The following is a 13569-nucleotide window of genomic DNA, read 5'->3' on the forward strand; positions in this document are numbered from 1 at the left end:
GACGGCGTGCTGGAGGAGCCGTGTCCGGACGAACGGTGATCAACAATCGTTACGAGCTCGATGCGTTTCCCATTGGCAAGGGCGGGATGGGCGAGGTGTGGGGTGGCCGTGACACCGTGCTCGACCGGGAGGTGGCCGTCAAGTTCATCCGCCCGCGGGACGACGTCCGGGGCGAGGATCTCATCCGGCGTTTCGACCGCGAGGCCCGGGTGACCGCCCGGCTCGTCCATCCCGGCGTACCCGCGGTGCATGACTTCGGAGTCCATGAGGGACGGCCGTACCTGGTCATGCAGCGAATCCGAGGCGTGAGTGTCGCCGACGTCATCGCCGAACAGGGCTCGCTTCCGCTCGGCTGGGCCGCCGCCATCGCGGCCCAGACCTGTGCGGTGCTCTCGGTCGCGCACCGGGCGTCGCTGGTCCACCGGGATCTCAAGCCGAGCAACCTGATGCTCGAACCCGATGGTGGGGTCAAGGTACTCGACTTCGGACTCGCGGCCGCGCTGGACCTGCCCGACTTCTCCCGCATCACGCAGACCGGTGAGAGTTTCGGGACCCTGCCGTACATGGCGCCAGAACAGATCGAGGCCGCCCAGAGCGACGCTCGGACCGACCTCTACGCCCTGGGCTGCACCCTCTACGAGATGCTGACCGGCGAGCAACTCTTTGCCGGCGCCACCCCGTACGTGGTGATGCGCAAGCAACTCGACGGCTGGACCCGGCCATTCCGGGCGGCCCGCGCGGAGATTCCCGCCGCGCTCGAGGAACTGTTGCGCGACCTGCTGCGACGGAAGCCGGAGGAGCGGCCGGCGGACGCCGACGCCGTCTACGAACGTCTCCTGCCCTTCGCGACCGATCTCGGACCGCTGCCGGGCGTGGTCGAGACGTCGGCCCGACCCAGCCCGCTCCGGATGTACGCCGATGTGGTCAGCCGGATTCTCATGCCGGCATCGACGCCTCCGCGCCCTGGCCCACCACCTGTCGTGCCGGCTGGAGGGGACGCCGGCGGAGAACCCGAGATGGAGGGTTCGGGCGCGAAGGAGCGTGGGGTGGTCCGAGACTCCAGCATGCCGCTCAGCCGGAACGACCTCGACCTGGTCAGGCGCGAAGCCAGACGACTCGTCGCGCAGTCGCGGCACCGGCAGGCGGCCGACGTCCTCGGCAACGTCATCGAGCCGGCCATCCGAAGCCTCGGTCCGCTCGACGACGACGTGATCAGTCTCCGAATGCAGTTCGCCGACGTGCTTTTCAACGGTGGCGACTACCGGCGGGCCGCTCCCGCCTACCAGCGCCTCGCCGCCGACCTCGGCAAGCGGCCCGGAATTCCGCCGGAGCGGGCCTTCGACTGCCGTCGCCAGGCGGCCGCCTGCCACGCCCTGATCGGACAGACCAGTCTCGCGCTGCGCCAGCTGGAGGAACTGCTGCGTGACGAACGCGGGCAGTTCGGCGACGACCACGAGCGGGTCGTGGAACTCCGCCGACAGATCGGGCTGCTCCGACCGAGCGCCGAAAACCGGTGACCCGCCGCGACCGTGCGCCGGGAGCATCTCGGCATGCGTGGTGATCCCCGGCACGACGCCATGTCGGCGGCGAAGAAGGCCTGGTACGCCTGCAATGGGGTACTTCCGCCGGAAGAGGGCGGTGGGCACGCGGGCACGCTCCTCGGCACGGACGACCGGCACGGACCGACGATCCCGGCTGGCGCCAACTCGCGAAGAAGACGTTCGGGTCGTGAGAGGCGGGGCGGCGCGCAGGCGACGGCTACGGGCTCTCGGACGATCCGGCGTCGTCGGGTGCCGGGGCGACCCGCGCGGCGTCGTCGGCCGGCGCGGCGAGGCGTTCGGCGAGGTCGTCGACGGTACGCCAGACGGCCGGGTCCACCCAGTAGCCGGAGTGCCGGCGCGGGGCGGGCAGGGGCTGACCGTGGACGTACCAGTTCGTCGCCGGGTCGGGGAGTTCGACGTCGACCCGGGCCGGGTGCCCGGACGGGAAGACCGGGCCGCCGATGTAGTCGGTCTGGTAGTGGAAGTTGCGCCAGGCGTACAGCCCGGCCTCGGCGTCGTCGCCGGTCGGGGCGAGCCGACGCAGCACGGACTCGCCGAAGTACGCGGGGAACGCCCAGCCGTACAGGGTGGTCAGCGGCGATCCGAAGGTGACCAGGGCCACCGAGGCGTCCGGCGGCCGGTGCTCGCGTTGCAGCAGGGCGGCCGCGGCCAGCACCGTGCCCTGGCTGTGCGCGGCGATGACCACCCGGCCGCCGCTGTCGCGCAGCCGCCACAGTCGTCGCTGGAGTTCGGGGACGGCCCGCTCGGCGTACGACGGTGGGGCCAGCGGATGGTACGCGCGCGGCCAGAAGGTCAGGACGTCCCAGAGTACGGCGATGCGACGCCGGCTGTGCAGGTCCCGCCAGCCGCGCCGGAGCACCAGGATCACCACGGCCGGGACGCCGGCCGCCAGGTAGCTGCCGAGCGTCGTCGCCCACTGCGTACCCCAGGGCTGCTTGCCGTGGAGCTGGTAGCGGACCAGGAGGACGGCGAGCAGCACCGCCCCGGTCGCCGCGATCGCGGTGCACAGCGTGTCGAGGTCGCGGGGTATCCGGGCGACCCGGCGGGCCCGGGCGATCCGGGCCGCCCAGCCGTGGTCGAGGCGCAGTCGGGCCGCCCATCCCCGGGTTCGCCGGACAGGCGGGTCGTCGTCGAGGGCGTCCCGCTGCCAGCCCGGCTCGCTCTCCGGCCGGGGCCGCTGCCCGCGGTACCAGGCCCGGACCCGGGCCAGCGCCACCGGGTCGATCCCGGCCCGCACGTAGCCGACCAGCTCGTACGCGACGAAGAGCAGGACCAGGGCCAGCGGCACCAGGGTCAGGTAGGGCACGAGCTTGCCGACGATCGGGTAGACGTACAGCTCGACCTGGCCGTTGGGCACGGCCGGGAGGTGTGCCCGGGTCGAGACCTCGGCGGTCAGCGCCGCGACCCGCGTCATCACGCTGACCAGGACGACGTCGAGCGCCAGGACGCCGAGGGTGAGCGCCACGAACGGGCCGAAGGCGAGGAAGGTGCCGCGTACCCAGCCGCCGGTGATCGTGACGGCCAGCACCAGCAGCAGGGCGAGGAAGACGCCGCAGAGGACGACGTCCGCCACGGTCTGCATCCCGGGTAGGTAGCCGAACGGTTGGGCGTACGCCGGCTGGACCGCCGCGAACCATCCGGCGAGGCCGACGGCGGCGCCACCGAGTCCGAGCAGCGTCAGCGGTACGGCCGCCGGCCGGTGCTCGACGGCGACGAAGACGAGCGCGCCGAGCAGGACCAGCCCGCCGAGGGCCAGCGCGAGGCACCCGGCGAGCGTGGCGGCGCCGACCCCGACCTGTTGCCCGCTCTCCAGGACGGTGTGGGCCAGCGCCACCGCCACGAAGGCCAACCCGGCCGCGAGGTGCAGATAGCCGAGGTCGAGGGCGCTGCGCTGGCCGTCCCAGAAGCACGGGTCGGCGAGGCCCACCCCGCGGCGGGTCGCGGTCTCGGTCCGCCCGGCCGGCGCCGTGGCGTCGGGCGTCGGGGTGGGTGTGGTCGCCTCGTACCGGCTGATACTGCGCAGTGCCAGGACGGCCAGCAGGGCGAGCAGGGCGAGTGGCAGCAGCGCGCCGGCCAGGATCCGCCGTCCGGGATGCCCGGTGAGCGGTGCGGCGTGCAGCAGCGCGAGCGGCCAGGTGTCGTCGGCGCAGGCGGGCTGGCCGCCGCACTGGTAGCCGAGCAGTTCCATCCCGGCCAGCGCGGCGATCAGCAGCAGGTTCAGGGTGAGGCCGAGGGCGGCCCAGCGTACCGTCGCCCGGTGCAGCCAGAACCGGACCCGGCCGGCGTGGGTTCGGGGCGTGCACATCCAGCCCGCCACGTTCGCCAGCGCGAACGGGAAGAGCAGCAACCACAGCACCCGCGACCCGCTGCGCGAGGTCAGTCCGCCCCACGAGTACGCCTCGACGTGTCGGCCGGCCACGTCCGCGGTTCGGTAGAAGCCGGCGATGCGGTCCCCGGCGACGTGCTGCGGTGCCGCGTCACCGAGCAGGTCCTCCGGTGTGGTGCCGCCGACCCCGTGCAGCCGGAGTTCGGTGACGCCGCCGAGGTCGGCGACCGGCGGGATCAGCCCGGACGGGCGGGGCACCGGCGACGTGTCGTGGCGCTGCAGCGGCATGACGTACCACCTGGATCGTCGGGTCCGCGGCAGCCGGTGCCCCGTGCGCCCGGCGGGTCGGTCGGCGGGCACCCGGGAACACCCGAACGGGTCGGGCTGGTCGTCCCCACGCTGCCCGGCGCCACGCCGGAACGCTGTCGCAACGCCGACAGGAGACCACCTCCGGGACCGCGTGACCGGCGGTTTCGCCCCATCGGGTGACCGCGCCGGCGTCGATCCGGCGGTGGGGTGGCACGGACCGGGGTACGCGGGCGGGTCGGATCAGATGATGCCGCCGGCCGCGCGGAGGTTCTGCCCGGTCATCCAGCGGCCGTCCGGGCCGACCAGAAAGGCCACCACGTCGGCGACGTCCGCCGGTTCGCCGAGTCGGCCCAGCGGACTCAGCGCGCGGATCCGCTCGAGCGAGTCGGCGGAGTTGGCGCTGCGCAGCAGGTCGGTGTCGGTGGCGCCGGGCGAGACGGTGTTCACGGTGATCCCCCGCCCGCCGAGTTCCCGCGCCGCCACCCTGGTGAACTGTTCGACCGCCGCCTTGCTCGCGGCGTAGACCGCGACCCCCGGGACGGCCAGAACGGTGTTGGCGGTGGAGATGGTGACGATTCGACCGCCGTCGCGCATCCGCCGGGCGGCGTGTTGCAGCGCCCGGAAGACGCCCCGGGTGTTGACCGCCATCACCCGGTCGTAGTCCTCGGCCGAGACCTCGGCGATCGGCGCCGTATGGACCACGGCGGCGTTGTTGACCAGGATGTCGAGCCCGTCGAGCAGGTCGTCGGCCGCGGCGAAGAGCGCGTCCACGTCGGCGTCGACGCCGACGTCGGCGCGGACCGGGGTGGCCCGCCCGGCGCAGTGCTCGGCGACCAGTTTGGCCGCCGCCTCGTCCTCCCGGTAGCTGAAGACCACCCGGGCGCCGTCGGCCACCAACCGCTGCACGATCGCCCGGCCGATCCCCCGCGACCCGCCGGTGACGATCGCCCCCTTGCCGTCCAGTACCCCCACGCCACCTCCCGGCTCCGGTCGTCATCCCCGGTGAGTGGTGATCTCGCCACCACCGGTGAACGATCTTACTGCTGCCGCCGTCCGACGGAGCCGTACCGCATCGATTGTTGCTTCGCGGTTGTGCATGGATGACGATTGATGTCCGGGGGGATCTCCCACAAGGAGCCATCTCATGTCGGACGCAACCCAGGCTCCGGATGTCCACTCCCACCCACTCGGCCCCGGCCGGCCCGCGCTCGCCGTCGCCGACCTCCCCGAACCCGAGGAGGTCTTCAGGGTCCGCCGCATCGGACCGCGCGAGCTCGTCATGTACGCCCTCGGTCCCAGCCTGATCGCCCTCGGCATCTCGATCGGCAGCGGCGAGTGGCTCCTCGGTCCACAGGCGGTGGGGCAGTTCGGCTTCGTCGGCGTCGGCTGGGTCATCCTCGTCTCGGCGGTGCTGCAGACGTTCTACGACATCGAGTGCGCCCGGTACGTGATCGCGACCGGCGAGGCCCCGGTGGTCGGCTGGGGGCGGGTGCCGCCCGGCGTCCTGCTCTGGGTGCCGCTCTCGGTCTTCCTGGTCATCTTCGCGTTCATCGCCGGCGGCTGGGCGGCCTCGGCCGGCGAGGGCGTGTACGCGCTGATCCACGGCGAGGTCGCGCCGTCCGGCGCCGAAGAACCCCGGCTCTGGGCGATCGCGCTGCTGGCGCTGGTCTTCGTCATCGCCGCCGCGGCGAAACGGGTCAGCCGGGCCCTCGAGCTCGCCAACTGGGTGATGATCGGCACCATCCTGGTCGTCCTCCTGCTCGTCGCCCTCGTCGTCGTCCCCTTCGACCTCTGGTGGGAGGGGATCCGGGGTTTCGTCACCCCGGCCGCACCGCCGGACGGGATCATCGCCACCCAGCTCGGCGGGCTCGCCGGCTTCACCGCGCTCGTCTCCGGACTGAACTGGTACGCGATGGGCCACTACCGGGACAAGGGCTACGGCATGGGCTACCGTACCGGCTTCATCGCCGGGCTCCGGGGCGAGCGTCGGGACCTCCGCGACGTCGGCGTCACCTTCCCGGACACCCCGGCCAACGCGGCCCGGTGGCGGCGGTGGTACCGGCTGCTCCTCACCGACATGTGGGGCATCTTCTTCGTCGGTGCGATGCTCGGCATGCTGCTCCCGACGATCCTGATGGCGCACGCCGTCGAGGTGTCCGGCACGACACCGACCACCGCCGACGTGCCGACCTTCGTCGCCACCGCCCTCAAACCCGATCACGGGCCGCTGATGTTCTACGGCATGCTGCTGATCGGCGTACTGGTGCTGTTCAGCACCCAGCTCGGCATCTTCGAGGGGATGGTCCGGGTCAGCACCGACGCGGCGCACGGGACCAGCCCCCGGCTGCGCCGCCTGGTCGAGGGCGACCCCCGCCGCTTCTACTACCCGTTCATGCTGGTCCTGCTGGTGATCATCGCGGTGGTGCTCCATCTGGCGCTGCCGGTGAACCTGGTGCAGTGGTCGGCGAACATGTCCAACCTCGGCGCCCTGGTCTACCCGTTCCTGCTCATCTATCTGAACAGCCGACTGCCCCGGCCGGCCCGTCCCCGGCCCTGGCACCACGTCCTGCTCGTCGCCAACGTTTTCTTCTTCGGGTTCTTCTTCGTCAACTTCATCGCCGACTTCGTCGGCGACCCGCTGATCACCTTCTGAGGATCGCGGCCGGCCCGGCCGTCGTGCGGCGGTGGCCGGGCCGGCCCGTCACCGGCGCCGTCGAGGTGTCGCCTCTCCGCCGGGGACAGACCTCGTGACCGCCGGCGCCGCGGGGCGTAGGGTGGCTGCCGGCAGGCCGACGACGGGGAGGAGCGGCATGACCGAGGTGGCGACCGCCCCCGGGACGGGGCTGACCGAGATCACCTCCGCAGCCGAGCTGCGGGCGTTGCTCGGCGAGCCGAAGCCCCGGGCGGTGACCAAGGAGCGGGTACGGCTGCACGAGATCGACCGCGAGTGGCTGGCCAACTCACCGTTCTGCCTGGTCGCGACCTCCGGCGCCGACGGGAGCTGCGACGTCTCGCCGAAGGGCGATCCGCCCGGCTTCACCCTGGTGCTCGACGACACCACGATCGCCATACCGGAGCGGCCCGGCAACCGACGGGCCGACGGTTTCCTGAACATCCTGGCCAACCCGCACGTGGGGTTGATCTACTTCGTCCCCGGCCGGGGTGAGACGCTGCGGATCAACGGCCGGGCGCGGGTGGTCCGGGACGCGCCGTTCTTCGACCGGATGGTGGTCAGGGGACACCGCCCGGTCCTGGCGCTGGTCGTCGACATCGAGCAGATCTTCTTCCACTGTGCCAAGGCGTTCCTCCGCTCCGAGCTCTGGAAGCCGGAGACCTGGCATCCCGAGGTGCTGCCCTCGCACGCCCAGATCGTCAAGCGGGTGCAGCAGACCGAGGAGACCCTGGAGGAGTTGGAGCGCTACTACGGCGCCCAGTACGCCGAGCAGCTCTACCGGAGCTGATCCGCGCGCCGCGCCGGCCTGGTCCCGCCGCACCCGCCTGGTCCCGCCGCACCCGCCTGGTCTCGCCGCGCCGGCCCGCGCCTCGGTCGTCGTCCGCCACCGCGAATGGTCGGCGGTCAGTCGACGCGGCGGTCGTACCTCTCGCGGTTGGCGCGTACCTCGTCCATGTGCGCCTCGGCCCACTCCTTGATGCCGCGCATGAGGTGGTGGAGCGAGAGCCCGAGGTCGGTCAGCTCGTACGTGACCGTGACCGGCACCGTCGCCGTCACGGTACGGGTGATCAGACCGTCGCGTTCGAGGGAGCGCAGCGTCTGGGTGAGCATCTTCTGACTGACCCCGGCCAGCCGGCGGGACAACTCGGAGTAGCGCATCGCCCGTGGCTCGCCGACGCAGTCGGCCCCGGGCTGGTGCGGCCCGCCGCTGCCGAGCGCGGCGAGGATCAGCGCGACCCACTTGTCGGAGATCCGGTCGAGCAACTGGCGGCTGGGACAGTTCTCCAGGAACGCGTCATAGTCCGCCCGCGCCTGTGCCCGCTTCTGGGCCGCCGTCAGCGTTGGCATCGACCACTCCTTCGCACCGAGGGGTGACTTACGCACTATGAAGTGCGTACTTCCCGTTGGACAGTTACCCCCTGATAGTGGTGCAGGACAGCCGTCGGAAACAAGCCAACGAGGAGTGGAACCATGGGGGTCGCCACCTTCCGTACCGCCGTCGTCCGCACCCCGGGCGGACCCGACTCGATCGAGATCATCGACGTACCCGTCGTCGAGCCCGGGCCCGGCGAGGTCCGGGTCGAGATCGCCGCCGCGCCGGTCAACCCCGTCGACCTCGCGGTCGCGGCCGGCGTCTTCCACGCCATGGGGGTGGTCGACCAGCCCGACCGTACCGGCCTGGGCTGGGACTTCGCCGGCGTCGTCGCTGCCGCCGGGCCCGGCGTGGACCTGCCCGTCGGCACCCGGGTCGCCGGCATGGTGGCCGGCTTCGACCGCGACTACGGCACCTACGCCGAGCAACTCGTCGTGTCCGCCGCCGACGTCGCGGTCGTACCCGACGGGCTGGACCTGGTCGCGGCGTCGACGGTGCCGCTCAACGGGCTGACCGCCGCCCAGATCGTCGACCTGCTCGGCGACGCGCCCGCCGAGGGCAACTGGCTGCTGGTGACCGGAGCGGCCGGCGCCGTCGGGGGCTACGTCGCCGCACTCGCACCGGACCGCGGCTGGCGGGTGACCGGTCTGGCCAGAGCCACGGACGAGGAGTTCGTCCGCGGCCTCGGCGCCGGCTTCACCACGGACGCCGAGCCGGGCTGGGACGCGGTCGCCGACTGTGCGGTGCTGGGGGCTCAGGGAGTCGCCCTGGTCCGTGACGGCGGGACCTACGTCGGCGTCCAGCCGAGCGCCGAGCCGGCCGCGGAGCGCGGCGTCACCGTCGTCGCCGTGGTGGCGCACCCCGATGGTCCTCGCCTGGGCGACCTGCTCGCCCGCGCCGCGTCCGGCGAGCTGCCGGCCCGGGTCCACGCGGTCGTGCCGCTGGATCAGGTCGCCGACGCCCACCGGGCCGTGGCCAAGGGCGGGGTACGCGGCCGCTACGTGCTCACGCCCTGACCGGGGCGTCCATCGCCGGGGCGCGCCCGTCACCGGTGCACCGCCGCGACCGCCGGCACCCGCCGGACCGGTCAGCGCAGCAGCTCGGTGACGGGCCGCCGCCGGATCGAGGCGTCGAGGACCTGCGCGGTATGGGCCAGGGCGAGGCCGCGCTCCGGAACGGCGCCGGAGACCCGGGGCAGCGCGGCGGCGATCTGTAGCAGACAGCCCGGGTTGGCGGTGACCAGCAACCGGGCGCCGGTCGCCCGCACGTCCCGGGCCTTGCGCTCGCCGAGCCTCGCCGCCGGTTCCGGGTTGAGGAGGTTCCACACCCCGGCCGAGCCGCAGCAGATCTCCGGGTCGGCGATCTCCCGCAGCTCCAGCTCGGGAATGGCCCGCAGCAGCTCCCGGGGCTGGTCCCGGATGCCCTGGCCGTGGGCCAGGTGGCAGGCGTCGTGGTACGCCACGCTCACCGGCAGCGGATGGCGCCGGGCGACCGGACCCAGCTCCACCAGCAGCTCCGAGAGGTCGCGGACCCGGGCCGCGAAGGCCGCGGCCCGGTCGGCGTACGCCGGGTCGTCGGCGAGCAGGTCACCGTACTCCTTCATGGTCGAGCCGCAGCCGGCCGCGTCGACCACGACGTAGTCGACGCCGGCGTCGGCGAACGCGTCGATCAGCCGTCGGGCGAACCGGCGCGCCTCCGCCTCTCGTCCGTTGTGGACGCTCAGCGCCCCGCAACAGCCCTGCCGGGCCGGGTTGATCACCGCCTCGCACCCCTCGGCGGCCAGCACCCGGGCCGTCGCCGCGTTCACGCCGGGGAAGAACGCGCGCTGCACGCAGCCGGTGAGCATCCCGACCACCGCGCGGCGCCGGCCGTACGCCGGGACCCGCTCGGGAGGTCGGGGCGCCCGGGTCACCCGGGGTGCCAGCGACTCCAGGGTGGCCAGCGTCGGGGAGAGCCGGCGGAGCAGGTCGGTCCGGCCGACCAGCCGGCGCAGGCCGCTCGCCTGGTACGCCCGCAGCGGCCCGCGCAGCAGCCGCAGCCGCCGCGGGTACGGGAAGAGCGCGAAGATGGCCGCCCGGAGCATCCGGTCGCGCACCGGTCGGTCGTACCGCCGCTCGATCTGCTGCCGGGTCCGCTCGACCAGGGTGTCGTAGCGGACCCCGGAGGGGCAGGCGCTGACGCAGGCCAGGCAGCCCAGGCACCGGTCCACGTGCTCGACCAGCGCCGCGGAGAGCGGCTCGCCCTCCAGCCCCTGTTTGATGAGGTGGATCCGGCCGCGCGGCGAGTCCATCTCCTCGCCCCAGAGTAGGTACGTGGGACAGGTCGGCAGGCAAAATCCGCAGTGGACGCAGTCGGAGACCACCTCGGCCGGTGGCGGCCGGTGCCCGTCGAAGGCCGGCTCGGTGCCCCGGCGCGGGGCCGAATGACCCGCGACGGGGTCACGCCCGACCGCCCCGAGCGGGTGGCCCGGCCCCACCCCGGCCGACCCGGAGCCGCCGGAGCCGAGTGAGCCGAGCACGTCCCGGGGCGGGGGCGGGTCGGGCGACGTCATCAGAGTCCTCCCACGAAACGTCCCGGCGCCAGCCGGGCCTCCGGATCGAACCGGGCCTTGACCCGGCGCATCAGCTCCAGCCCGTCGACCGGACCCCACAGGTCGACCCGGTCGCGTACCCGGTCCGGGGCGGTGAGCACCACGGCGTGTCCGCCGACCTCGCCGGTCGCGCCGCGCAGCTCGTCGAGGACCCGGGCCACCTCCTCCGGGTCGGCGCTCGCCGGCAGTCCGGCGTAGAGGACCCCGGTGCCGGCCGAGCCGCGGACCCGGATCGGCACGTGGTGCCGGTCGGCGACCGCCCGGGTCGCGGCGAGCAGGTCGGGTACGCCGGTCAGCACCCCGGTCAGCTTCAGCCCGGTCTCCCCGGCGGTCCACGGGTACCTCGACCACCAGGGCGGCGGCCGGCTGTCAACGGCCGCCCCGGCGCCGAGGAGCCGCCGGGTCGCCTCGGCCCGGGCGGCGACTCCGGCGGCGGTTCCCTCCAGCAGCACGACCAGCTCGGCCGGACCACCCGCCGGGGCGTCGACCTCCAGCGCGACCGGGGCGAACTGCGCGCCCCGGACGGCGGAGGCGAGCCGGCCGAACCGGGTGAACCCGTCGGCGACCGGTACCCGGCACCGGACGTACGCCTCGGCGGCCGGCACCGGATGCAGCCGGAACACGCACTCGGTGACCAGCCCGAGGGTGCCGTACGCGCCGATCATCAGCTTGCCCAGGTCGTAGCCGGCGACGTTCTTCACCACCCTGCCCCCGGCACGCGCGACCACCCCGTCGACCCGGACCAGGGTGATCCCGATCAGCAGGTCGCGGAGGGTGCCGTACCCCATCCGGCGCGGGCCGCTGATGTTCACCGCGACCGCCCCACCGACGGTGGCGCCACCGACGGGGTCGTCCAGCGCCAACTGCTGCCCGGCCGGGGCGAGCGCGGCGCGCAGCTCGGCCAGGCGGGTCCCGGCCCGGACGACCACGATGAGGTCCCCGGCGGCGTGCTCGACCACGCCGGTGAGCCGGCGGGTCTCGACGATCAGGTCGAGGGCGGCCGGCGGGTTGCCCCAGTCCACGGTGGTGCCGGCGCCCCGGGCGACCACGCGCAGCCCCAGCCCGGCGGCGGCCCGCAGCACGGCCGCCGCCTGCGCGGCGGAGGTCGGCGCGGCGACGGCCCGGGCCGGTACGCCGCCGATCACGTCGGCCGGTCCCGCCGGCCGGAACAGGTCGGGGTCCCGGAGCAGCTCCCCGTCCCCGGCGGCGCCCCCGGTACGCAGCGCGTCGAGCAGGTCCGGTGTGGACACGGTCAGAACACCTCCGCCAGGCCCGCCGCCTGGAGGGGATGGGGACCCTTGCGTCGGCCCGGCACCTCGCCGCAGAGCCGGGGCGTCGGAAAGATCTTGCCGGGGTTGGCCAGGCCGCGCGGGTCGAAGGCGCAGCGGAGCAGCTGCATCGTGTCCAGGTCGTCGTCGGTGAACATCCTGGGCAGGTACGTCGCCTTGTCCACCCCGACGCCGTGCTCTCCGGTGATCGAGCCGCCGTACGCCACGCAGAGGTCGAGGATCGCCCCGGACAACTCCTCGGCCCGGGCGGTCTGCCCCTCGACCGCCTCGTCGAAGAGGACCAGCGGGTGCAGGTTGCCGTCCCCGGCGTGGAACACGTTCGCCACCCGGATGCCCCGCTCGGCGGCGAGCTCGGCGATCCGGCGCAGCACCTCGGGCAGCGCGGTCCGGGGGATCACCCCGTCCTGGACGATGTAGTCGGGGCTGATCCGGCCGACCGCCGCGAACGCGGACTTCCGGCCCCGCCAGATCAGTGCCCGTTCCCGCTCGTCGGCGGCGATCCGCAGCTCGGTGGCGCCGTTGGCCCGGCACAGCGCCACCACCTCGGCGAACTGGGCGTCCACCTCGGCCGCCGGCCCGTCCAGTTCGACGATCAGCACCGCCCCCGCGCCGTCCGGGTATCCACACCGGACGGCGGCCTCGGCGGCCTCGATGGCGAGCGCGTCCATCATCTCCACCGCCGCCGGGACGACCCCGGCGGCGATGATCGCCGACGTCGCGGCCCCGGCGGCGTCCGTGCCGGTGAAGGCGGCGAGGAGGGTACGCACCGACTCCGGCACCCGGAGCAGCCGGAGCGTGACCTCGGTGGTGATGCCGAGGGTCCCCTCCGACCCGACGAAGGCGCCGACCAGGTCGTACCCGGGACTGTCCGGCGCCATCCCGCCCAGCCGGACCAGTTCGCCCTCCGGGGTCACCACCTGCAGGCCGAGCACGTGGTTGGAAGTGAAGCCGTACTTGAGGCAGTGTGCGCCGCCGGAGTTCTCCGCCACGTTGCCCCCGATCGAGCAGATCTGCTGGCTGGACGGGTCAGGGGCGTAGTAGTAGCCGTACGGGGCGGCGGCCCGGCTGACCGCCAGGTTGACGACGCCCGGCTCGACCACCGCCCGCTCGTCGGCCGCGGAGACCAGCCGGATCTCCCGCAGCCGGGAGGTGACGATCAGCACCCCGTCCGGGTGTGGCAGGGCGCCGCCGGAGAGCCCGGTCCCGGACCCCCGGGCGACGAACGGCACGCCCGCGGCGACGCAGGCCCGGACCACGAGCGCGCACTCCGCGGCGGTGTGCGGCAGCACCACCAGGGCCGGGACGACCCGGTACGCGGCCAGCCCGTCGCACTCGTACGTCCGCAGCCGGGGTCGGTCGTCGATCACCTGGTCGGGGCCGAGCCGATCCCGCAGCTCGGCGGCGAGTCTCCCGATTCTCGTCGCGGTCATCGGCGACCTCCGCTCCC

Annotated in this window: 10 protein-coding genes; 4 read left to right on the forward strand and 6 right to left on the reverse strand. The window is 73.7% G+C overall.

The window, feature by feature from the left end; genetic code table 11:
- The first annotated feature begins 20 nt into the window (after nucleotides 1–20).
- On the forward strand, nucleotides 21–1517 hold the full coding sequence (locus EF879_RS14930; protein ID WP_148086446.1) for a serine/threonine-protein kinase: 1497 nt from the start codon (nucleotides 21–23) through the stop codon (nucleotides 1515–1517).
- Nucleotides 1518–1758: 241 nt separating this feature from the next.
- Here EF879_RS14930 and EF879_RS14935 read toward each other — a convergent pair whose 3' ends face one another.
- Entirely contained in the window at nucleotides 1759–4176 is a 2418-nt protein-coding gene (locus tag EF879_RS14935) for a hypothetical protein (RefSeq protein WP_123558962.1), read from the reverse strand.
- Nucleotides 4177–4437: 261 nt separating this feature from the next.
- Complete coding sequence (locus EF879_RS14940) at nucleotides 4438–5169, reverse strand: SDR family oxidoreductase (protein WP_123558964.1); 732 nt, start codon at nucleotides 5167–5169, stop codon at nucleotides 4438–4440.
- A gap of 172 nt (nucleotides 5170–5341) precedes the next feature.
- Between EF879_RS14940 and EF879_RS14945 the strand changes: the two genes are divergently transcribed.
- Both EF879_RS14945 and EF879_RS14950 read left to right on the forward strand, forming a co-directional pair.
- Nucleotides 5342–6850: an Nramp family divalent metal transporter gene (locus EF879_RS14945; RefSeq protein ID WP_123558965.1), complete on the forward strand. Its 1509-nt coding sequence runs from the start codon at nucleotides 5342–5344 to the stop codon at nucleotides 6848–6850.
- A 157-nt stretch (nucleotides 6851–7007) separates the two neighbouring features.
- Nucleotides 7008–7658 carry a pyridoxamine 5'-phosphate oxidase family protein gene (locus tag EF879_RS14950; protein ID WP_123558967.1) on the forward strand — a complete coding sequence of 217 codons (651 nt, stop codon included), beginning with the start codon at nucleotides 7008–7010 and terminating at the stop codon, nucleotides 7656–7658.
- 116 nt (nucleotides 7659–7774) lie between these two features.
- Here the strand turns inward: EF879_RS14950 and EF879_RS14955 are convergent, their stop codons facing one another.
- The gene (locus EF879_RS14955; protein WP_123558969.1) at nucleotides 7775–8218 is read right to left on the reverse strand and encodes a helix-turn-helix domain-containing protein; all 444 of its coding nucleotides are present in this window, start codon (nucleotides 8216–8218) and stop codon (nucleotides 7775–7777) included.
- 123 nt (nucleotides 8219–8341) lie between these two features.
- Between EF879_RS14955 and EF879_RS14960 the strand changes: the two genes are divergently transcribed.
- Nucleotides 8342–9259 carry an NADP-dependent oxidoreductase gene (locus EF879_RS14960; protein ID WP_123558971.1) on the forward strand — a complete coding sequence of 306 codons (918 nt, stop codon included), beginning with the start codon at nucleotides 8342–8344 and terminating at the stop codon, nucleotides 9257–9259.
- A gap of 71 nt (nucleotides 9260–9330) precedes the next feature.
- Here EF879_RS14960 and EF879_RS14965 read toward each other — a convergent pair whose 3' ends face one another.
- Genes EF879_RS14965 through EF879_RS14975 form a run of 3 tightly spaced genes read right to left on the reverse strand, consistent with a single transcriptional unit; the run spans nucleotide 9331 to nucleotide 13552 of the window.
- Nucleotides 9331–10794 carry a (Fe-S)-binding protein gene (locus EF879_RS14965; protein WP_123558973.1) on the reverse strand — a complete coding sequence of 488 codons (1464 nt, stop codon included), beginning with the start codon at nucleotides 10792–10794 and terminating at the stop codon, nucleotides 9331–9333.
- A complete protein-coding gene (locus EF879_RS14970; protein WP_233604472.1) occupies nucleotides 10794–12083 on the reverse strand; it encodes an FAD-binding oxidoreductase in 1290 nt (429 codons plus the stop codon). Before EF879_RS14970 ends, EF879_RS14965 begins: the two co-directional genes overlap by 1 nt.
- Nucleotides 12084–12085: 2 nt before the next feature.
- Entirely contained in the window at nucleotides 12086–13552 is a 1467-nt protein-coding gene (locus EF879_RS14975; protein ID WP_123558975.1) for an FAD-linked oxidase C-terminal domain-containing protein, read from the reverse strand.
- Nucleotides 13553–13569 lie beyond the last annotated feature (17 nt).

Source organism: Micromonospora sp. HM5-17 (assembly GCF_003762835.1).
In the GTDB taxonomy this organism is placed as follows: Bacteria; Actinomycetota; Actinomycetes; order Mycobacteriales; family Micromonosporaceae; genus Plantactinospora.